Annotated in this window: 21 protein-coding genes and 1 tRNA gene; 13 read left to right on the top strand and 9 right to left on the bottom strand. The window is 68.8% G+C overall.

The annotated features are described in order from the left end of the window. The first annotated feature begins 9 nt into the window (after positions 1-9). Complete coding sequence (locus tag G6N07_RS17175) at positions 10-1,083, top strand: GGDEF domain-containing protein (RefSeq protein ID WP_085192086.1); 1,074 nt, start codon at positions 10-12, stop codon at positions 1,081-1,083. Here G6N07_RS17175 and G6N07_RS17170 read toward each other — a convergent pair. After that, entirely contained in the window at positions 1,062-1,772 is a 711-nt protein-coding gene (locus G6N07_RS17170; protein WP_085192087.1) for a cutinase family protein, read from the bottom strand. The two genes, G6N07_RS17175 and G6N07_RS17170, sit on opposite strands and share 22 nt — an antisense overlap. A gap of 183 nt (positions 1,773-1,955) precedes the next feature. Between G6N07_RS17170 and G6N07_RS17160 the strand changes: the two genes are divergently transcribed. The 3 genes from G6N07_RS17160 (at position 1,956) to G6N07_RS17150 (ending at position 6,130) form a co-directional block, all read left to right on the top strand. Then, positions 1,956-2,468 carry a metallophosphoesterase family protein gene (locus G6N07_RS17160; RefSeq protein ID WP_085192088.1) on the top strand — a complete coding sequence of 171 codons (513 nt, stop codon included), beginning with the start codon at positions 1,956-1,958 and terminating at the stop codon, positions 2,466-2,468. 233 nt (positions 2,469-2,701) lie between these two features. Continuing rightward, the gene (gene zwf, locus G6N07_RS17155) at positions 2,702-4,204 is read left to right on the top strand and encodes a glucose-6-phosphate dehydrogenase (RefSeq protein WP_085192109.1); all 1,503 of its coding nucleotides are present in this window, start codon (positions 2,702-2,704) and stop codon (positions 4,202-4,204) included. A 45-nt stretch (positions 4,205-4,249) separates the two neighbouring features. After that, a complete protein-coding gene (locus G6N07_RS17150; protein ID WP_085192089.1) occupies positions 4,250-6,130 on the top strand; it encodes an alkyl/aryl-sulfatase in 1,881 nt (626 codons plus the stop codon). Positions 6,131-6,134: 4 nt separating this feature from the next. On the opposite strand, the gene G6N07_RS17145 is transcribed toward G6N07_RS17150, so the two are convergent. Then, positions 6,135-6,896, bottom strand: coding sequence for an SDR family NAD(P)-dependent oxidoreductase (locus tag G6N07_RS17145; protein WP_085192090.1), 762 nt, complete (start codon positions 6,894-6,896; stop codon positions 6,135-6,137). A 19-nt stretch (positions 6,897-6,915) separates the two neighbouring features. Between G6N07_RS17145 and G6N07_RS17140 the strand changes: the two genes are divergently transcribed. Continuing rightward, positions 6,916-7,527, top strand: coding sequence for a histidine phosphatase family protein (locus G6N07_RS17140; RefSeq protein WP_085192110.1), 612 nt, complete (start codon positions 6,916-6,918; stop codon positions 7,525-7,527). A 10-nt stretch (positions 7,528-7,537) separates the two neighbouring features. After that, on the top strand, positions 7,538-8,554 hold the full coding sequence (locus G6N07_RS17135; protein ID WP_085192091.1) for a phosphotransferase family protein: 1,017 nt from the start codon (positions 7,538-7,540) through the stop codon (positions 8,552-8,554). On the opposite strand, the gene G6N07_RS17130 is transcribed toward G6N07_RS17135, so the two are convergent. Continuing rightward, on the bottom strand, positions 8,551-8,862 hold the full coding sequence (locus tag G6N07_RS17130) for a LapA family protein (RefSeq protein WP_235849861.1): 312 nt from the start codon (positions 8,860-8,862) through the stop codon (positions 8,551-8,553). The two genes, G6N07_RS17135 and G6N07_RS17130, sit on opposite strands and share 4 nt — an antisense overlap. Before the next feature lie 224 nt (positions 8,863-9,086). Here G6N07_RS17130 and G6N07_RS17125 point away from each other — a divergent pair, with 224 nt between their 5' ends. After that, positions 9,087-9,692 carry a putative glycolipid-binding domain-containing protein gene (locus tag G6N07_RS17125; RefSeq protein WP_085192093.1) on the top strand — a complete coding sequence of 202 codons (606 nt, stop codon included), beginning with the start codon at positions 9,087-9,089 and terminating at the stop codon, positions 9,690-9,692. Here G6N07_RS17125 and G6N07_RS17120 read toward each other — a convergent pair. After that, positions 9,655-10,599 (bottom strand): prephenate dehydrogenase, encoded by a 945-nt coding sequence (locus G6N07_RS17120; RefSeq protein WP_099050266.1) that lies wholly within the window; start codon positions 10,597-10,599, stop codon positions 9,655-9,657. The two genes, G6N07_RS17125 and G6N07_RS17120, sit on opposite strands and share 38 nt — an antisense overlap. 95 nt (positions 10,600-10,694) lie before the next feature. On the opposite strand from G6N07_RS17120, the gene G6N07_RS17115 reads away from it, so the two are divergent. The 4 genes from G6N07_RS17115 to G6N07_RS17100 all read left to right on the top strand — a co-directional run bounded on the left by G6N07_RS17115 (position 10,695) and on the right by G6N07_RS17100 (position 12,298). Further along, positions 10,695-11,204: a tRNA adenosine deaminase-associated protein gene (locus tag G6N07_RS17115; RefSeq protein ID WP_085192095.1), complete on the top strand. Its 510-nt coding sequence runs from the start codon at positions 10,695-10,697 to the stop codon at positions 11,202-11,204. Beyond that, positions 11,201-11,653 carry a nucleoside deaminase gene (locus G6N07_RS17110; RefSeq protein ID WP_085192096.1) on the top strand — a complete coding sequence of 151 codons (453 nt, stop codon included), beginning with the start codon at positions 11,201-11,203 and terminating at the stop codon, positions 11,651-11,653. Before G6N07_RS17115 ends, G6N07_RS17110 begins: the two co-directional genes overlap by 4 nt. 62 nt (positions 11,654-11,715) lie before the next feature. After that, positions 11,716-11,806, top strand: a tRNA-Ser gene (locus G6N07_RS17105). Positions 11,807-11,899: 93 nt separating this feature from the next. Continuing rightward, positions 11,900-12,298 carry a DUF2237 family protein gene (locus G6N07_RS17100; RefSeq protein ID WP_085192097.1) on the top strand — a complete coding sequence of 133 codons (399 nt, stop codon included), beginning with the start codon at positions 11,900-11,902 and terminating at the stop codon, positions 12,296-12,298. Here G6N07_RS17100 and G6N07_RS17095 read toward each other — a convergent pair. The 4 genes from G6N07_RS17095 to G6N07_RS17080 form a co-directional block, all read right to left on the bottom strand. Next, entirely contained in the window at positions 12,289-12,654 is a 366-nt protein-coding gene (locus G6N07_RS17095; protein WP_085192098.1) for a hypothetical protein, read from the bottom strand. The two genes, G6N07_RS17100 and G6N07_RS17095, sit on opposite strands and share 10 nt — an antisense overlap. An 18-nt stretch (positions 12,655-12,672) precedes the next feature. Next, complete coding sequence (locus G6N07_RS17090) at positions 12,673-14,430, bottom strand: penicillin-binding transpeptidase domain-containing protein (protein WP_085192111.1); 1,758 nt, start codon at positions 14,428-14,430, stop codon at positions 12,673-12,675. Between the two features lie 204 nt (positions 14,431-14,634). Beyond that, positions 14,635-15,948: a PE-PPE domain-containing protein gene (locus tag G6N07_RS17085; RefSeq protein ID WP_099050265.1), complete on the bottom strand. Its 1,314-nt coding sequence runs from the start codon at positions 15,946-15,948 to the stop codon at positions 14,635-14,637. A gap of 151 nt (positions 15,949-16,099) precedes the next feature. After that, the gene (locus G6N07_RS17080) at positions 16,100-16,597 is read right to left on the bottom strand and encodes a lipoprotein LpqH (protein WP_165756772.1); all 498 of its coding nucleotides are present in this window, start codon (positions 16,595-16,597) and stop codon (positions 16,100-16,102) included. A gap of 320 nt (positions 16,598-16,917) precedes the next feature. Between G6N07_RS17080 and tgt the strand changes: the two genes are divergently transcribed. Further along, the gene (gene tgt / locus G6N07_RS17075; RefSeq protein WP_085192113.1) at positions 16,918-18,120 is read left to right on the top strand and encodes a tRNA guanosine(34) transglycosylase Tgt; all 1,203 of its coding nucleotides are present in this window, start codon (positions 16,918-16,920) and stop codon (positions 18,118-18,120) included. Between the two features lie 27 nt (positions 18,121-18,147). Beyond that, positions 18,148-19,377 (top strand): cytochrome P450, encoded by a 1,230-nt coding sequence (locus G6N07_RS17070; protein ID WP_085192100.1) that lies wholly within the window; start codon positions 18,148-18,150, stop codon positions 19,375-19,377. Positions 19,378-19,502: 125 nt separating this feature from the next. Here the strand turns inward: G6N07_RS17070 and gluQRS are convergent, their stop codons facing one another. After that, a complete protein-coding gene (gene gluQRS / locus G6N07_RS17065) occupies positions 19,503-20,384 on the bottom strand; it encodes a tRNA glutamyl-Q(34) synthetase GluQRS (RefSeq protein WP_085192101.1) in 882 nt (293 codons plus the stop codon). Between the last annotated feature and the right edge of the window lie 83 nt (positions 20,385-20,467).

Here is a 20,467-nt window from a genome sequence, read left to right as displayed (position 1 = left end):
ATTCGCCTCATGTATCGCCTCAGCTCGCTCGCCGGCGCGGACGGCGGCGCCCTGGGCGGACAGCGCGTCCGTCTCCTGTGGATCTATCTCAGCGCCACCACCTTCCTCTTCCTGTACGGCGTCGTGTTCACGCTGTTTCCGGTCCGCACCGACATCACCTACGGGAACCCGGTCGGCGGGGTCGTCGCGATCGCGCTCGGACTGGCGGCCCTGGCTTCTCTGGCGATCAGACCGCGGCGCTTGATCGGACCGACGCTCGCCGCGATGGCGGCCACCCCGATCGTGATGGCGTTCCATGTCAGCATGACCGCCGAGTACGTCTGCTTGATCGCCCCGATGTTCCTGGCGATGTACCTGCGGGCATTTCACCCCCCGCGCCAGGCCTGGTTGCTGATCGGTGTTCTCACCGCCGCATGCGTGGTCGCTGTCGGGATCGCGCCGGCGCCGCACGTCGGCGTCATCACCTTCCTCATCATCACCGTGGCGATCATCGGAGCTGCCGAATCCTTCGGCCTGCTGATACGCGCGATGTTCACCGCGGCATGCACCGATCCGCTGACCGGCCTGCTCAATCGGGCGGGCTGGGAGATCGGGACAGCGGACCTCATGGCGCGGTGCCGGTCGGCGTCGCTGACCGTCTCGGTCGTCGCGCTCGACATCGACGGACTGAAGGCTTTCAACGACACCTACGGCCACCTTGCCGGGGACCGTCACATCGCGGAGTACGCCCGGCAGTGGAGGCGGCTTGCGCCCCGTGGCGCGGTGCTGGCGAGGCTGGGTGGCGACGAGTTCGGTGCCTGCATCGCGGGTGAGGATGCCGACGTGGTCGCGGGTTTCGTCCGCGACATCCGGCACCGCACCCCTGGAGTGAGCGTGGGCACGGCCGCCGCATCCAGCCGCCACGCTGGCGTCGCCGCCCTGTATGCCCAAGCCGATGCGGCGATGTACCGCAGCCGCGGGCGGCAGGTGCGCGACGCCGGTTCCTACGACGCCGGTTCCCACGACGCCGGTTCCCACGACGCCGAGTCCCACAAGGAACCCGGCGTCGGTGATATGCGGTGTTACAACCGCTCCACCACGTAGGTCGCGGCCTGCTGCGTCATCCCGTTGACCCCGTAGAGCGCGTGCGCGATGCTCGGCTGCCCGCCCGGGGCGCCGTTGCAGATCGTGTCGCCCTCGGCGCACAGCTGCAGCGTCTTCGGCGCGTACAGCGGTCCGATGACGACCGGCGGGGCGCCGAACGTGCCGAGCCACTGCGGAGACGGCAGCCCGAACAGGGTGACGGCCGAGACGTGTTCGGCGACCTCCGCCGCGAGCGGCTGCGGAACGGCATTGCGGTAAGCGGGCGGAACGGCATCGGGCACCGTCGAGGACGTCACGAACCCGGCGACCACGGCCCCCTGGGAGAACCCGCCCAGCACGATGTCGGTGTTCGGGCACGTCGTGGCGGTGGTCTGGACACGGCTCCCGGCGTCGCGGATCCCTTCGACGACGGTCCTGGCCAGATCGTCGCGGGCGTCGAAGTTGTTGGACGCCGCGTAGTTCACCGAGTACACGTTCACGGTTCGAGGGCCGGCCTGCGCGCGCACGGCGTCGACGAACGACTGTCCGACGCCGCCGACACCCGGCCCCTCACCGCTGCCGCGGGCGAAGACGATCTCCACGTCGGGGCACGCCTGAGCGGACGCCGACGGGGCGGCCACTCCCGCCATCGCGGCCCAGGTGGTCACGGCCACTGCGCCGAGGACGCGACCGAATCGACGAACTCTCATGGGGAACTCCTGCTGAACGTAGTGACCCGACGAGAGGCGTGGTTACCCTCGCGGGGGCCCGCCAAACTCCGCGTAATCTCGCACGACATGACGACACCTCCGGTGATCCAGCGCTGGCTAGACCTCGTCGACGACGACAAACGGTGGCGATGTGACGACGCCGCTCCGGTCGACGAGTGATCCATGCGGCTGCTGCTCATCGCCGACACACATGTGCCCAAACGGGCTCGCGACCTGCCCCCGGTGGTGTGGGACGAGGTGGCGCAGGCCGACGTCGTCATCCACGCCGGTGACTGGGTCGAGCCGGGTCTGCTCGACGTGCTCGAGGAGCGCTCGAAGCGGCTGGTGGCGTGTTGGGGCAACAACGACGGCGACGAGTTGCGGCGCCGCCTACCCGAACGCGCGGGCGTCACGCTGGACGGGGTGCGGTTCACCGTCGTGCACGAAACCGGCGTCTCGGGTGGACGCGACGCGCGGATGGCCGAGCTCTACCCGGACACCGACGTGCTCGTGTTCGGGCACAGCCACATCCCGTGGGACACCACGGCTACCACGGGGCTGCGGCTGCTCAACCCGGGTTCGCCGACGGACCGGCGCCGTCAGCCGTACCGCACGTACATGACGGCGACGGTGGCCGACAGGGCGCTGGGCGAAGTGATCTTGCACAGCATCGTCCCCGAGAACCCACGCAGCTGACCGCCCGGCAAGGGTCGTCGACGTCCACGAGATCGCGGCCGCGACGCCATCGTGATCCGCGTGGAAATCCCAAGCCGACGGTCCGTGGGCGGCAGCAGCATCGGCCGGAACGGGTTGATCCAGGACGCGTGGTTGTCCTGGACGTCGCGCGGGCGCGCCGAACGCTGGCTGGCCGACGGCACCGGGCTGACAACCCGCTGCACGCCGGCGGGCAAGGTGACATCATCGCCACCGTGGCCGTCAACCCTCCGCAGTCCATCGCCTACCCGGCGCCCGGTTCGCGCCCGCACCGCGTCGCCGAGGAAAGGCTCGACCCCCACGTCATCGTGTTGTTCGGGGCGACCGGTGATCTGGCGAAACGCAAACTGCTGCCGGGGATGGCGTACCTCGTGCAGTCCGCGCTGGCGCCCAAGATCCGGGTGGTCGGCACGTCACTGGAGGATCTCAGCGGTGACGAGTTCCGGGCGCTGGCACGCGAGGCCGTCGACGCGTTCGGCAGCCACACGCTGACCGACGAGGAGTGGGAGGGCTTCGCCTGCCGGGTCACCTACGTGCCGCAGAGTGCGGGGCCTGAGGCGCTCGCCGCGGCGGTGAAGGCGGCCGAAGGCGAACTCGGCCCCGACACGCGGCGGCTGCACTACCTGTCGGTGCCGCCCAAGGCGGCCAAGGCCGTCATCACCATGCTCAAGGACTCCGGTCTGGTCGAACGTTCCCGGGTGGTGATGGAGAAACCGTTCGGCACCGACCTGGCCAGCGCGGTCGAGCTCAACGCCTTCCTCCACGACACCTTCGAGGAGTCGCAGATCTTTCGTATCGACCACTTCCTCGGCAAGGAGGCGGCGCAGAACATCCTGGCGTTCCGGTTCGCCAACGGCCTGTTCGAGCCGATCTGGAACCGAAACTTCATCGACCACATCCAGATCGACATCCCCGAGAAGCTCGGCCTCGACCAGCGGGCCAACTTCTACGAGAGCACCGGTGCCTACAAGGACATGGTGGTCACCCACCTGTTCCAGGTGATGGCGTTCGTCGTCATGGAGCCGCCGACCGCATTGGAGCCCAGGGCGATCAGCGAGGAGAAGAACAAGGTCTTCCGGTCGATGCTGCCCGTCGACCCGAACAAGGTGATCCGCGGTCAGTACGTCGGCTACCGCGAGGAAGACGGCGTGACACCGGATTCGGAGACCGAGACGTTCATCGCGCTGCAGGTCGGCGTCGACAACTGGCGCTGGGCCGGCGTGCCGATTTATCTGCGCACCGGCAAGAAGATGGCCGAGGGGCAGCGGATCATCTCGATCGCGTTCAAGGAGGCGCCGCGCTCGATGTTCCCGCCCGGGTCGGGCGTCGGGTCCCAGGGGCCCGACCATCTGACGTTCGACCTGGCCGACAACTCGAAGGTGTCGCTGTCGTTCTACGGCAAGCGGCCGGGGCCCGGGATGAAGCTCGACAAGCTGTCCATGCAGTTCTCGACGCAGGAGACCGGCCGCGTCGGCGACGTGCTCGAGGCCTACGAACGGCTGATCCTCGACGCGATGCGCGGAGACCATACCCTGTTCACCACGGCCGAGGGCATCGAATCACTGTGGGACCGTTCGACTCCGCTGCTCGAGGACCCACCGCCGGTGAAGATGTACCAGCCCGGCACCTGGGGGCCCAACGCCGTCCACCAGCTGATCGCGCCGAATGCGTGGCGGTTGCCGTTCGAACGCGAATGGCGGGAGACGAAGCCGGAGTAGGCGCTTCCCTCACACCGGCGCCGGTCTGATGGCAGGGTTGTCGACATGGACTCGAAGCCACCGAGTGCGGCCATCGACGAAGCTCACCGGAATCACCTGAGCACCCTGCCGTTCACCGACCGAAGGGATTTCGACGACGCCGACCGCGGCTTCATCGCCGCGCTCGTTCCGTGCGTCCTCACCGCCGCCGACGGGCGGGTGGTGTGGGACAACGACGCCTACACCTTCCTCGACGGCCAGGAGGCGCCGACGTCGGTGCACCCGAGCCTGTGGCGGCAGTCCCAGCTCGCTGCCAAACAGGGTTTGTACGAAGTAGTCGAGGGCATCTACCAGGTGCGCGGATTGGACCTGTCGAACATCACGTTCGTCGAGGGGGACACCGGCGTCATCGTGATCGACCCGCTGGTGTGCACGGAGACCGCCGCGGCGGCACTCACGCTGTACCGAGCGCACCGCGGCAAGCGCGCCGTCGTCGCCGTCATCTACACCCACAGCCACGTCGACCACTTCGGCGGTGTGCTGGGTGTGACGACCCAGGCCGAGGTCGACGCGGGCACGGTCGCGATCATCGCCCCCGAGCACTTCACCGAACACGCCGTGCAGGAGAACGTCTACGCCGGCACCGCGATGGCCCGCCGCGCCGCTTACATGTACGGCACCGTGCTGGCGCGCGGTGTGCGCGGCCAGGTCGGCTGCGGCCTGGGGCAGGCGCCGTCGACCGGTGAGGTCGCGCTGGTCGTACCGACCGTCGACATCCGCGCGACAGGGGAGACCCACACCGTCGACGGCGTCGAGATCGAGTTCCAGATGGCTCCCGGGACCGAGGCTCCCGCCGAGATGCACTTTTACTTTCCGCAGTTCCGTGCACTGTGTATGGCGGAGAACGCCACCCACAACCTGCACAACCTGCTGACGTTGCGTGGTGCGCTGGTGCGCGACCCGCACGGCTGGGCCGGTTACCTCACCGAGGCCATCGACGCGTTCGCCGACCGCGCCGACGTCGTGTTCGCGTCCCACCACTGGCCGACCTGGGGTCGCGAACGCATCGTGGAGTTCCTGTCTGTGCAACGGGACCTGTACGCCTACCTGCATGACCAGACGCTGCGTCAGCTCAACCAGGGGCACACGGGCATCGAGATCGCGGAGACCTTCGCGCTGCCGCCGGCACTCGAGAAGGCCTGGCACGCCCACGGTTACTACGGTTCGGTCAGCCACAACGTCAAGGCGGTCTACCAGCGCTACATGGGCTGGTTCGACGGCAACCCCGGCCGGCTGTGGCAGCACCCCCCCGCAACGGCCGGACCGCGCTATGTCGAGGCGATGGGCGGGCTGGACCGGGTGGTCGAGTTGGCTCGCGCCGCCTTCAACGGTGGTGATTTCCGTTGGGCAGCAACGTTGCTCGATCACGCCGTGTTCACCGACGAACAGCACACCGGTGCGCGCGCCCTGTACGCCGACACACTGGAACAGCTGGCCTACGGGGCGGAGAACGCCGTCTGGCGCAATTTCTTCCTGTCCGGGGCGACCGAACTGCGTGATGGCAACTTCGGCACCCCCACCCAGTCGACGTCGCCGACGGTGCTGGCGCAGTTGACGCCGGCGCAGATGTTCGACGCGCTCGCGATCAACATCGACGGCCCGGCGGCGTGGGACCTCGACGTGGCGGTGGACGTGACGTTCTCCGACACCGGCGACAACTACCGGCTGACGCTGCGCAACGGAGTCCTGGTCCACCGCAGAGTGCCCGCCGACGGGGCGAGCGCACAGGCCACCATCCGGCTGGCGAACAAGCTGCGGCTGCTCTCCTACGCCGCCGGTGACACTGCCTCGCCCGGCGTCGAGATCACCGGCGACGAGGCGGCGCTGGCGAACATCGTGGCGGTTCTCGACCGGCCGGACCCGAGCTTCCAGATCGTCACGCCGTAGGCGGCTACGGCAGGCCGCCGTCGGCGCGCAGGATCGACCCCGTCGTGAAGCTCGACGCGTCGGACATGAGGAACAGTGCTGCGCCGACGACTTCGGCGGGCTCGCCGGCACGCTCGAGCGCGAGGTGCCCGAAGGGCTTCTCGACGCCCTCCAAGTTCCACGCCTTGCTGATGTCGGTGAGGAACGGCCCGGCCATCAACGTGTTCACCCGCACTGTCGGGCCGAATGCCCTGGCTAGGCCCTCGGTCAGCGCGTTGAGGCCAGCCTTCGCGGCGGCATACGGCAGCATCGTCGGGTCAGGCCGAATGGAGCCGCTCGAGCTGATGTTGACGATGCGTCCACCCCCGTCGGCCACCATCCGCTCACCGACCAGGACCGACAACCGGAACGGCCCCTTGAGGTTGAGGTTCATCACCGCGTCGAACAGCTTCTCGGTGACGCTGCTCAACGAGTCGTACAGCGGTGACATGCCGGCGTTGTTGACCAGCACGTCGAGCTTTCCGAACCGTTCGTACACCGCGTCCACGAGGCCGTCGAGCTGATCCCAGCGCCCGACGTGTACCTGATAGGGCAGCACGGCGCGGCCCGTCGCCGCGGTGATCTCCGCGGCGGTGGCCTCGCACCTCTCGAGCGACCGGCTCGCGATCACGACGTCGGCCCCGCACCGCGCCGCACCGAACGCGATCTGGCGACCGAGGCCGCGGCTGCCCCCGGTCACCAGCACCACCCGGCCGGCCAGGTCGAACAGGTCGTCGGCGTAACCCATGGGCCCATATGGTGTCACGGTGCAACTGCTTTTGGTCAGACATGCGCTGCCGCTGCGTAGCGAACCCGGTCAGGGTTCGGACCCGGACCTCTCCGAAGAGGGCATCGAGCAGGCCAAACGGCTCCCCGACGCGCTCGCGCGGTTCCGGGTCGCGCGACTGATGAGTAGTCCACAGCGGCGCGCCGTGCAGACCGCACAGCCGGTGGCCGACGCACTCGGGCTGCCCGTCGAGGTCGACGAGCGTCTCGCCGAGTACGACCGCGACCTGCCGCTCTACATTCCCATCGAGCAGATCGCGAAGGAGCACCCGCAGGAACTAGAGCGGCTGATGAACGGCAAGCTCCCCGGCGGCGTCGACGAGGACGCGTTCCTGGCCCGGATCTTCGCCGCCGTCGACGACCTCGTGGGGAGCGCTGAGCGCCAGGACACCGTCGCGGTGTTCAGCCACGGTGGGGTGATCAACGCGCTACTGCACGGCGTGCTGCGCACCGAGCGGCTGTTGTCCTTCCACGTCGACTACGCCTCGGTGACGCGGCTGCTGTGGTCGTCGCGAGCGCGCCGACTCGCGGTGGCATCGGTCAACGGGACCGAGCACGTATGGGATCTGCTGCCCCGAAATAGGCGGTGGTAGACATTTTGCCATGACGTCTTCCACCTTCGACGGGCTCGACCTCGGCGCGCTCGACCGCCATCTGCGTTCCGAAGGCATCCCCCGCACCGGTGAGCTGCGCGCCGAGCTGCTCGCGGGCGGCCGCTCCAACCTGACGTTCCTGGTGTTCGATGACGCGTCGAAGTGGGTGTTGCGCCGCCCGCCGCTGCACGGGCTCACCCCGTCGGCGCACGACATGGCCCGCGAATACCGCGTGGTCGCCGCGCTCGCCGACACGGCTGTGCCGGTGGCCGGCGCGGTGACGATGAGCAACGACGACTCGGTGCTCGGCGCCCCGTTCCAGATGGTGCAACACGTCGAGGGCCGGGTAGTGCGCACCGCGGAGGAACTGCAGGCGCTCGGTGACGTGGCGACGCTGCACGGGTGCGTCGACGAGTTGATCCGGGTGTTGGCCGAATTGCACGCGGTGGATCCGACCGCGGTCGGGCTGGGTGATTTCGGCAAACCCAGCGGCTACCTCGAACGTCAGGTCCGGCGGTGGGGGTCGCAGTGGGGACATGTGCGCCTCGAGGACGATCCGCGCGATGCCGACGTGCACAAGCTGCACGCCGAACTCGGCGAACGGGTCCCGGCCGAGAGCCGCGCGTCGATTGTGCACGGCGACTACCGCATCGACAACACGATCCTCGACGCGACCGACGCCACGAAGGTGCGGGCGGTGCTGGACTGGGAGATGTCAACGCTCGGTGATCCGCTCAGCGACGCGGCCCTGATGTGCGTGTACCGCAACCCGATGTTCAACTACGTCCACAGCGACGCGGCGTGGACCTCGGAGCTGCTTCCGACCGGTGACGAGATGGCGCAGCGGTATGCGACGGTGTCAGGCCAGGAACTCGCGCACTGGGGCTTCTACCTGGCGCTGGCGTACTTCAAGCTGGCGATCATCGCCGCGGGTATCGCGTTCCGCGCCCGGATGGGCGGTACCGAGGACAACGTGGGCCAGGCCGTCGCCCCGCTGATCGCAGCGGGCCTAGAAGCCCTCGACTAGCGCATTGCGGCTTTGTAGTTCTTCTTCGCCGCGCGGCGTAGCTGGAACAGCCGCGCCGCGCCTGCGAGGGAGGCGATCAGGCCACCACACACCGCGGCGAGCAGGATCGCCACGCCCAGCGGCAGATTCCAGTGCCAGCCGAGGAAGGCGAATTCGGCGGACTCGGTGTTCTGGGCGATGAAGATCAGCAGCACGATCAGGATGAGCAGACCGACGATCACCGACGTCCAGACGGCGGCGGCGCGGGTGAAGTCGACCTTCTTCACCGCAGGCGGTGTGCGGTCGGCGACCTCGAAGTCGGCCGGGATCGGAGGACCGGGGTTCGCGGGGTCGTAGCGTTCCTGCTCACGCCCCGGGGACGCCCCGTACGGATCGTTGCTCACAGCTCATCATTTCCCGCTACGGGTGTTTGCGAAACACAGATGCCGATCGCGCTGCCGCTGATTCTCGGCGGTGTGGGCCGCCACCCAGACCGTGGTCGACTTTGGTAGCGGGCTACGCACCCGCCGGCAGCGTCGCATACGGTAGGAGGGTGAGTGAAGCCGACCGCTCTGACCTGAAGAACACCTGGCCCGCGGTCCTGACGTGGCGGGCGCACGATGTCGCCCGGATGGAATCCGTCCGTGTGCAGTTGTCGGGTAAGCGCATCAAGGCCTACGGCCGGATCGTCGCCGCTGCCTGCGATGCGCACCCGGCCTTCTCCGCCTCCTACGACCTCGTCACCGACGAACTCGGCGCCACGAAACGGCTCGCGATGACGGTCACGCTGGCCGAGCGGGAACGCCAGGTGTCGTTCGCCCGTGACGAAGAGAACATGTGGCTGGTCCGCGATCAGCAGAACCAGATGAAACGCGCCCCGTTCGACGGCGCGCTGGACGTGGACGTGGTGCTCAGCCCGTTCTTCAACACGCTGCCGATCCGCCGCGCCGGTCTGCACGAGCGCAGCGATTCGATTGTCGTCCCGGTGGTGTACGTCCGGTTGCCCGAATTCTCCGCGGAGGAGGCGTCGATCAGCTACAGCGGCGGCGGGCCGGGCTCCGACGGCATCAAGCTGCAGTCACCGGTCGCCGACACCACGATCATCGTCGACGCCGACGGGTTCATCGTCGACTATCCCGGGTTGGCAGCGCGGATCTGATCACCCCGCCGGCCCGCCCGGCGGCGGCCAGTTCGTCGCGCCAGTTCTCGGCGCCGATCACTGTGGTGATGATCTCGGGGCGGCTGAAACTCTCGTAGCGCATGCGGGCGGCGTGGCCGGAATCGACCAATTCGGCCACCGACCCGTTCCGCGCCAACGCATCGCGGGCGGCGGTGAGCAGTTCGATGCTGCGGTCCAGGGCCGGGACGAGTTCTGGGGAGTTGGCCTCGCACATCGCCCGCACCAGGTCGGGCGCCGTCGCGGCAACCCGGGTGCCGTCCCGGAACGATCCGGCCGCCAGCGCGAACGCCAGCGGCACCTGACCTGCCGTGGCTGCCAGCGCCTCGGCGAGCAGGTGCGGCAGGTGCGAGATCCTGGCGGCGGCCGCGTCGTGTTCGTCCGAGCGGGCAGGCACCACCACCGCATGGCAGTCCAACGCCAGCGTCATCACCTGAGCCCACACCCCGGGATCGACGTGGTCGTCGACGCTGACCACCCACGGCGCGCCGACGAACAGCGCGGCATTGCCGGCCGACCAGCCGGAATGAGCGGTGCCGGCCATGGGATGGCCACCGACGAAGCGCTCCTGCAGGCCGAAGGACCGGACCTTTTTCAGCACAGGACCTTTGACGCTGGTCACATCGGTGAGTGGACAGTGCGGCGCGGTGTGGCGAATGTGTCGGAGCATCAGGCCGAGGGCGGGCGCCGGCACGGCGAGCACGACCAGCGCCGACGTCTCCGCGGCGCGCCCGAGCACCTCCTCGAGGTGGTCGCTGGCGTCGAATCCGTCGAAGCGCGCACCCAGGACACCCTCGACCGAGCGGTTGTATCCGAACACCTCGCGTCCGGCGGCCGCGACCGCGCGCATCACCGAGCCGCCGATGAGGCCCAGGCCCAGAACGCACACCGGTGGTTTCGTCACCGTTCCAGGTTGGCACACGGCGTCGCCGCCGGTGGCCACGCCTGGTCAAAAGCGCTGGTGGGCGACTACCGTAACGCGACATGGGAGCACAGAGTGCGCCGGCACAGGGCACGCCCGACGGGTTCGGCGTGGCCGTCATCCGCGAGGACGGTAAGTGGCGCTGCGCGCCCATGCGGCGGGCTTCCCTCAACAGCCTCTCGGCCGCCGAGAAGGAGCTGTGTGACATCCGCAGTGCCGGCGCGGTGTTCGGGTTGCTCGACATCGACGACGAGTTCTTCGTGATCGTCCGGCCCGCCCCGTCGGGCACTCGGTTGCTTCTCTCGGACGCCACCGCCGCGCTGGACTACGACATCGCCGCCGAGATCCTCGAACAACTCGACGCGGACATCGAACCCGACGACCTCGACGACGTCGACCCGTTCGAGGAGGGCGACCTCGGACTGCTCTCGGACATGGGGCTGCCCGAAGCGGTGCTCAGCGTCATCCTCGATGAAACCGACCTGTACGCCGACGAGCAACTCGGCCGCATCGCCCGCGAGATGGGTTTCGCCGACGAGTTGTCGGCGGTGCTCGACAACCTCAATCGGTGAGCTCCGACGAGCTCCTGATCCGCGCCGCCCTCGACGCCGCGGCGCTCGCCGGTCCGAGGGACGTGCCGATCGGCGCGGTGGTGTTCGGGCCCGGCGGCGCGGAACTGGCCCGGGCTGCGAATGCGCGCGAAGCGCTGGGCGATCCGACCGCGCACGCGGAGGTGCTCGCGTTGCGGGCGGCGGCGGCGGTGCTGGGCGATGGGTGGCGGCTCGAGGGGACGACGCTGGCGGTGACCGTCGAACCGTGCACGATGTGCGCAGGCGCCCTGGTGCTGGCGAGGGTCGCGCGGGTGGTGTTCGGGGCGTGGGAACCCAAGACCGGGGCGGTCGGCTCACTGTGGGACCTGGTGCGAGACCGCCGACTCAACCACCGCCCGGATGTGCGCGGCGGTGTGCTGGCCGACGAGTGCGCGAAACCGCTCGAGGCATTCTTCGCCCGCCAGCGCTGACTTTTTGCCGCCTCCCGCCGAGCGATTAGGGGCTGTGCGGCCCGTTCGGTAAGCTGCCACACGGTGGCGTGTCCGAGCGGCCTAAGGAGCACGCCTCGAAAGCGTGTGACGGGTAACCCCCGTCCGAGGGTTCAAATCCCTCCGCCACCGCCATTCTTTGCCGTGGCCGGTATGACATTCGGTCGGCCCGCCGAAGTACAGGGCGGGTGGACGGCGAACCCGGGGACATCGCGCAATACTGGCCCGGTGTCTGACCGCAATGTGCTCGGCAACCCACTGCAGGAGTGCGGCACGGACCCGTTGACCGGCTTCTACCGTGACGGCTGCTGTTCGACGGGCTCGGAAGACCTCGGCGCGCACACGATCTGCGCCGTCGTCACCGTCGAGTTCCTCGACCATCAGCGCTCGATCGCCAACGACCTGTCCACCCCGCGGCCCGAGTACCGCTTCCCGGGTCTGAATCCTGGCGACCGCTGGTGCGTGACGGCCACCAACTGGCTGCGCGCCTACCAGGACGGGTGCGCCGCGCCGGTGGTACTGGCCGCTACGCACGAACGCACCCTCGACGTGGTGCCGATCGACGCGTTGAAGCGGCACGCGGTCGACGTGCCCGAGGACCCGGGCGGCCTCGAGGATCAGAAGTGAGAGGCGGTGAAGTCCTGTCTCCAGGCGCCGCCCTTGCACATCAGCACCAACCCGTCTGGCGCCTGCGCCACACCGGTGCTGCCCTCGCAGGGCGCACCCTTCGTGCGCACTCCCACGAGCGCGGGCTGGGGCACCCACCTGGACTGCGTAGCGCACACGTAGCTGTTGCCCGCCGCGTCGAGGCCGAACAGATAGTGGATTCCTCCGGGGACGCAGGACCCGCTCGGATCGATGTTGCGGTCCACATACGGCACACACTCCGCGCTGTCGCAGGGGCTCGCCGCAGCCGGCGATGCGGTGAAGAGCGGCGCGGCCAGCACACCGCCGGCCGCTACCAGAACAGCCATCAGTTTCATGGGCTCAGATTGCCCGATTCACCTCCCCGACCGCAGGAAATTGCCCGAGACGGTGATCGCCGGCGCCGACGAGTCGCCGCCGACCACCAGCGTCGCGAACGCGATGTCACCGGCAATCCCCGCGAACCAGCCGTGGGAGACGGTGTCCCCGAACTCTGCCGTCCCGGTCTTCCCGCCGAGGTCCGCGATGTCGGACAGCTCACTGGCGGTGCCCTCGGTGACCGTCGCCCGCATCATCGCCCGCAGCGCATCCACCACGTCGGTAGCCAGTGGTTCGGGCGGGGCGTCGGCGGTGGTCTTCTCACCGAGGACGAGCGTCGGCGTGATCGTCGAGCCGTGGGCGAGGCTGGCCTCGGCCACCGCGAGGCCGAACGGGCTGACCGTGACCGTGCCCTGGCCGATCCCGTTCTCCACGCGCTCGGCGGCGGTCTCCGCGGCGGGCACCCGGCCGGTGACCGTGGTCAGACCCGGGACCACGTAGTCGACGCCGATCCCGAACGCTCGCGCCGTTGTGGACAAGGCATCGGCGGGCAACCGCTCGGCGAGCGCGGCCATCGAGGTGTTGCAGGACCGGGCGAAGGCCGTGGTGAGCGGCACCGTGCCGAGGTCGAACTCGCCGTCGTTGGGGATCGTGCGGTTCTCGATCGTGAGCCGGCCCGGACACGTCACCGGCGTGTCGGGTGTCGCCAGCCCGGCTTCCAGGGCGGCGGCGGTGGTGATCGTCTTGAACGTCGACCCTGGGGGATAGAGCCCGTTGAACGCGATGGCGCCCTCGGCGTCGGCCGCCTCGTTCTGCGCCGCCGCGAGGATGCCACCGTCTGATGGCGACACTGCGACGAGCATGGTGGGTCGCGGCTCGGCGGCCACGGCGGCCTGAGCCAACAGCTGCAGCCGCAGGTCCAAAGAGGTGCGGACGGGGTCGGTCGGTGCGGGCGGGGTAGCGGTCAACCGTTGTGCGGCCGAGCCGTCGACGTCGACCAGGTACACCGACCAGCCGGCGGTTCGGGTGATGCGGTCATGCCATAACTTGGGCAGCTCGGCCATCGCCGGTGAGGACAGCGCGCGGTCCGCGGTCAGCAGGTCGCCCTCTTCGCCGATCGCGACGCCTGGCACGGCGCGCAGCTGGTCGGCGATCGGCCTGAGATCGGCTTCGCGCAACCGGATCACAGTGATGACCTGGTCGTCGTTGGAGTCGAACTGCGCCTGGATCGATTCCGGGGTGATGGTCGGCTCGATCGGGGCGAGCAGTGCGGCGAGCGCGGACGCCGACTCCCGGTGCACGCGGTCGAGGCTGACCAGCCCGACCGTCTGCCACGTCATCAGCGGCTGGCCGGTGCGGTCGAGCACCGGTGTCTGCAACTCGCTGTCCTCGCTGTACTGGAACGCCATCCCCGGCTTCAGATCCGGGTGCAGCAGCGCCGGTGACCACACCAGCCGCCACTCGTCGCCGCTCTGCTCCGCCGTACCGGTCGCCTCGTAACCGAACTCGCGGTCGGGCGCCAGCGTCCACCGGTAGGTCAGGGTCTGATTGCTCTCCTCGCCGTTGACCGGCGCCGGCGACAGCTGCACGGCCGCGTCGGCACCCATGCCGTCGAACATGGCGGCGATGACGGGTTCGGCCGCGGCGGGATCGGAGGTCTGCTGCGCGGCCGACTTCACGTCGCGCCGGCCCAGGGCGTCGGCGAAGGCGTGGAACGGGTCCGCGGGGCTCGGCGACGAGCAGGCCGTCAGGGCGAGGAGAAGTGCGCACACCAGCGCGAGGACGAGTCGCTTCACCACCACATCGTGTCAGTGCCTTAGGCATCGATCTGCCGGTCGTGACACAGTTGTGTCGATCACCACGGGCTTGGTGCCGTTCTCGCACCGGCCTGGCCGCCGAGGAGCGTCGCAGCCTGCGGCTGGCGATCAAACAAGAGGCGGCCGCGGGAACATCGCGCGGTGCCTGGCGACGTTCGGCGAACCGCCCTCAGCGCTGGGGGATCATGCGGCAGCGGCCGAGCTGTCATCGCCCGGATCCGGGTCCCGCTTTTTTTCCCCATCTGGATCTTGGTCTTGATCTTGATCTTGGTTCTGGCCCTCGGACCGCGCGGCGGGCCCAGTCTTCGGTGCATTCTCGTCGCGACTCGTGGAATTCCGGGCGCCGGATCTCAGCTTGACGGTGGCGCGTCCTGCGCCATTCGGGTCCTCGTCCCGCAGGTCCTCGGCAAGCTGCTTCTGGTGTCTAGTGGGAGACGTCTCCCGCGTCGGCGTTGAAGGGAGGGCGTCGACGAAGTTCTCCGCGCCGTCACGCAATGCGTCGGGCAGGGCCTTCGCGGTCTCGACGATCCGTTCGGGCGGTGTGATCAACGAGAATCGCGTCGGCTGGTCAGCGTCCTGGTAGTCGGCGTCCTCGTCGACCCCGACGGTCCGGTAGTCGCGGTCGGTGTAGCCCATGTCGACCAGCAGGCGCAGCGTCGGTTCGACTGCGCCGACGAACGGTTCGACCACCACCGTGGTTCCGGTGACGCGGGCGAGATCGCGGATCGGCTGCAGCAGCGGGAGTTGCTCGGCGCGGATCAGCACGTAGGTGTCGGTGCCGCCCGCGTCGGTCGTGACGACCCTGACCGATTGCGGAGCGGACTCCAGGTCGACGTTGTCGGGTCCCTGGTCGCCATGGAAGTACGCGAATCCAAGGGCGGCGTTGGCCAGTGACAGCGGGTTCGCGTAGGCGGGGAAGTCGGCGATCAGGTCGTATTCGAGGCTCACGAAGGTTTCGTCGTACGGTGACGGCGCCGCCGCGCCGGTGCTGGTGAAGCCGGGGATCCGTAGGCTGGGGAAGCGGGAGTAGATGCCGCCGTTGGGAACGGTCGGGGAGGCGATGAACATGAACGCGATGCCCTCGTCGGCGTCCGGGGCGTCGGGCGCTACCAGCGCGCGCTTGTAGCGCTCGGCGACCAGCGCTCCCTCCGAGTAGCCGACGATGAGCACGGGCCTCTCGGCGGCGTCGACTGCCTCCTCCAGCGGTGCCTGGCCCGCGGCCACACTCGGGTCGACGGGTAGCTGGGCCGGGTACAGGACACCGACGTAGGTCCGGTCCGGTACCAATACCAATGCGCCCTGGAACTTGCTCGGGATTCGCTCGCCGGTCGAATCCTTCCAGCCGCCGACCCCGATCACCGTGGTTGCGGTCGGAATCGTGGCAGCGGTCGCGGTGGTGGCGTGGCCCAGCGCCAGTGCCGTCGACAGGCCCGCGGTGGCACCTGCGACCAGAATCGGTGTGAGCGGCGGTCGCCGCCGTCTGCGATGCTTTGCCACGAGCGAGCCCCCTTGCGAGATATGGTGGCGCCGCCACGGCGCCGGACGAAGGCTACCGCATAGCAAACGCAGCGGCCGTAAGTTACTTGCACAGTGAAAGTACTTGCACAGTGAAAGACGGCGGCCGCCGTGGCTGTGTGACTCTTCTTGATTACGGGCAGGTGACCTCGATCTCGAACGGTTTGGTCACCGGTTGCAGCGGGTTGGCCATGTCGACCCCGGTCGCGTTGCCCTTGATGGTGTAGGTCGTGTCGTCCTTCTCCACCTCGGCGTTGCCCTGGCCGGTGCCCTGCTGGAAGCCGAGCGTGACGCCGTTGACGTTGCCCAGACCGACGGATTGCACCGCGGGCGGGTCGGCTTCGGTCACCACCGCGCCGATCCCGGTGGTGGCCTGACCGATCGCGATGTTGAGGTTGCCGCCCATGGAGGTGCAGGCGACGGTGCCCTGGATGTTCTGCTCCTGACCGTCGATGACGACCCTCGCGGCACCGGGGGCCGAGGTGGCCTCCGCCGATGCGCTAGCCGTGGCGGTGTCGCCGGCGTCCGCGGATGTGGTCGACTCGGAGGAACCGCTGTCCGAGGAACAGCCCGCCAGCGCGGCGACGACGATCGCCGCCCCACCGACACTCACCACGAAACCACGCTTCACACTGTTCTCCTTCTGCTCGCGCGGCCCGTCCGTGGTGGCCGGGCCGTCGAAGAGAAGTATGGTGCGCTCACCTTGCTGCGGTTCGCGATTGGTGGAAAAGGTGACGATCCGACCGGCAGGTTCGCCCGCATGCAGACACTGCGCACCCCGACGAGCGCTTCGCTGACCGCCCTCGATTCGCATCACCCAGCAAGGTTCAGCGACAGCGACCCGATCACGGGTGGGACGGCCCCGATCCTGCGGCGGTCGATGCGCGGTGGCGCCGGAATCGACCATCGTGGAATTCATGGTCCGGCACTGATCCGGTGTTGAATACCCGCGTGCACCAGCAATTCTTCACCGTCGAGGCGCGACTCGCGGGTCAGCGCGGCCGGGTCGGTGTGATCCACACCCCGCACGGAGACATCCGCACCCCCGCATTCATTGCGGTGGGCACCCAGGCCACGGTTAAGGCGGTGTTGCCTGAGACGATGAAATTACTTGGAGCCCAAGCCATCCTGGCCAACGCCTACCATCTGTACCTGCAGCCGGGGCCGGACATCGTCGACGCCGCGGGCGGACTGGGCGCCTTCATGAACTGGCCAGGGCCCACCTTCACCGACAGTGGCGGGTTCCAGGTGATGTCGCTCGGCGTGGGGTTCAAGAAGGTGCTCGCGATGGACACCACACGCGTGCAGACCGACGACATCATCGCCGAGGGAAAAGAACGGCTGGCACACGTCGACGACGACGGCGTGACGTTCCGCTCGCATCTGGACGGCTCCCGTCACCGGTTCACGCCCGAGGTGTCGATCGGCATCCAGCATCAGTTGGGCGCCGACATCATCTTCGCGTTCGACGAGCTCACCACACTCGTCAACACCCGCGGATATCAGGAGCGGTCGGTGCAGCGCACCCATGAGTGGGCGGTGCGGTGCCTGGCTGAACACCGCCGCCTGCGCGCGAAGCGCTCGCACAAACCGTCGCAGGCACTGTTCGGTGTCGTGCAGGGCGCCCAGTACGAGGACCTGCGGCGACACGCCGCGCGCGGGCTGGCTGGCCTGGGCTTCGACGGGTTCGGCATCGGTGGTGCGCTGGAGAAGCAGAACCTCGCCACCATCGTGGGCTGGGTGACCGACGAGCTACCGGAGGACAAACCGCGCCACCTGCTCGGGATCAGCGAACCCGACGACCTGTTCGCCGCCGTCGCCGCCGGCGCCGACACCTTCGACTGTGTGTCGCCCTCGCGGGTGGCCCGCAACGCGGCGGTGTACTCGGCGACCGGACGATACAACATCACGGGGTCGCGCTACCGGCGCGACTTCTCGCCGATCGACGGCGAATGCGACTGCTACACCTGCGCGCACTACACCCGCGCCTACATCCACCACCTGTTCAAGGCCAAGGAGATCCTTGCCTCGACGCTGTGCACGATCCACAACGAGCGTTTCGTCGTCCGTCTCGTCGAGTCGATCCGGGCCGCCATCCTGGCCGGTGAATTCGACGAGCTGCGGGAGCACGTCGTCGGGCGTTACTACGGTTGACCTGCTGACTTGTTGTGCGCCTGCACAATGACAGCCATGACCACCGCGGATGCCCACACGCTGCTCGGCCGGCTGCTCGACCCGGCCAACAGGGCCGATCCGTACCCGCTGTACGCGGATCTGCGCGCCGCCGGCCCGCTGGTGCTGCCCGCGGCCAACCTGGTGGTGTTCTCCACGTTCGCCGACTGTGACGAGGTGCTGCGGCACCCCGCCTCGGCCAGTGACCGGCTGAAGTCGAGCGTCGCGCAGCGGGAGATCGCCGCGGGAGCGGTGGCACGCCCGTTCGGCGCTCCCGGGTTCCTGTTCCTCGATCCGCCGGACCACACGCGGTTGCGCCGGTTGGTCAGCTCGGCGTTCGTACCGAGGGTGGTCAAGGCGCTGGAACCGGAGATCGTGGCGCTGGTGGACTCGCTGCTGGACACGGTGGCGGCCAAGGGGCAGTTCGACGCCGTCGCCGACCTGGCGTATCCGCTCCCGGTGGCGGTGATCTGCCGCCTGCTCGGCGTGCCGCTGGAGCACGAGCCGCAGTTCAGCCGAGCGTCGGCGCTGCTGGCCCAGTCGCTCGACCCGTTCATCACCGTCACCGGTCAGGCGGCGCAGGGATTCGATCAGCGGCGCGAGGCGGCATTGTGGTTGCGGGAGTACCTGCGGGAGCTGATCACACAACGTCGCGCCGAACCGCGAAGCGACCTGATATCCGGGCTGATCGCCGCCGAGGAAGCCGGTGACCAGCTGACCGAGGAAGAGATCGTCGCGACCTGCAACCTGCTGCTGGTGGCCGGGCACGAGACGACGGTAAACCTGATCGCCAACGCGATTCTGGCGATGTTGCGCCATCGTGGTGGGTGGCGTGCCCTGGCGGCGGATCCGCAGCGGGTCTCGGCGGTCGCCGAGGAGACCCTGCGCTACGACCCGCCCGTGCAGCTGGTCGCGCGCATCGCGGCCGAGGAGCTGACGGTCGGCGGGGTGACAGTGCCCAAGGGCGACAGCATGCTGCTGCTGGTGGCGGCCGCGCATCGAGACCCGGACGTGTTCGACCGGGCCGACGAGTTCGACCCCGACCGGACGCAGATCCGGCATCTCGGTTTCGGCAAGGGCCCGCACTTTTGCCTCGGAGCGCCGCTGGCCCGGTTGGAGGCGGCCGTGGCCCTGTCGGCGGTGACGGCCCGCTTCCCGGACGCCCGGTTGGCCGCCGACCCGGTCTACAAGCCGAACCTGACGTTGCGCGGCATGGAGACGCTTCCCGTGGCCATCTAGCGCCGAAACGAACGAGTGGGCGAAAAAGTGCAAGTAGAGCTAACCATTTCGTCGATCTCGGCGGCTAATTCTGGGGATGCCAATGCTGATCGCCGCGGGCCGCGACTTCGTTGAGTAGCTCGTGCTCAGTCCGGGGAAAATATCCACGGCTGTCGCGGCAGCCGGGCCGGGTCGAAACGCGAGAGCAGTTCGTCGAGGTCGCCGGCGGGCCAGCCGAGCGAGTCGGTGATCTGGGCGAACGCGCGCGCCACCCCGATCTCGGCGAGCGTCACGGCCCCGTCGCGTTTGGCGAGGCGGGCGCCGTCTTCGTTGAGCACCAACGGCACGTGCGCGTAGACGGGTTCGGGGTGGCCGAGCAGCCGGGCGAGGTAGGCCTGCCGCGGTGAGGAGCTGAGCAGGTCGTGGCCGCGCACTACCTGGTCGATGCCCGCGGCGGCGTCGTCGACCACCACGGCGAGGTTGTAGGCCGGCACACCGTCTCCGCGGCGGACCACGAAGTCGTCGACGATACCGGTGTAGGTGCCGTGTAGCAGGTCGGTGACCGTGTAGGTGATGACGTCGGTGCGCAACCGAAGCGCGGGTGGCCTGCTGGTCTCATCTCGGCGCGCCTCGCGTTCGGCGTCGGAGAGGTCGCGGCATACCCCTGGATAGGCGCCGTGGGGTGCGTGCGGCGCGCGCGGTGCCTGTGCGATGTCCCGCCTGCTGCAGTAGCACTCGTAGACCAGGCCGGCGGCGACCAGACCGTCGATGACGCTGTCGTACCGGTCGCGGTGGGCGGACTGATAGTCGGCGGGGCCCTCCCAGGTTAGGCCCAGCGCGGCCAGATCGTCGAGTTGGCGGGCCGCGATGCCGGAGTCGGCACGGTAGTCGAGGTCTTCGACACGCATCAGAAAACGTCGGCCGGTGGACCGGGCGAAGAGCCAGGCGAGCACCGCGGTGCGCAGATTGCCGATGTGCAGATCGGCCGACGGGCTCGGCGCGAACCGGCCCGCGGGGGAACGGGTCATGACCGCAATCTTGCCGTCCGAGCGCGTCGGTTCGGGATCCGGCCGGCCTACCCCGTACGCTTACATGTGACCGCCGTGGACAC

Source organism: Mycolicibacterium doricum, assembly GCF_010728155.1.
Taxonomy (GTDB): Bacteria; Actinomycetota; Actinomycetes; order Mycobacteriales; family Mycobacteriaceae; genus Mycobacterium; species Mycobacterium doricum.
Note: the sequence above shows the minus strand (reverse complement) of the source record. Positions and strands in the feature narration are given on the sequence as shown.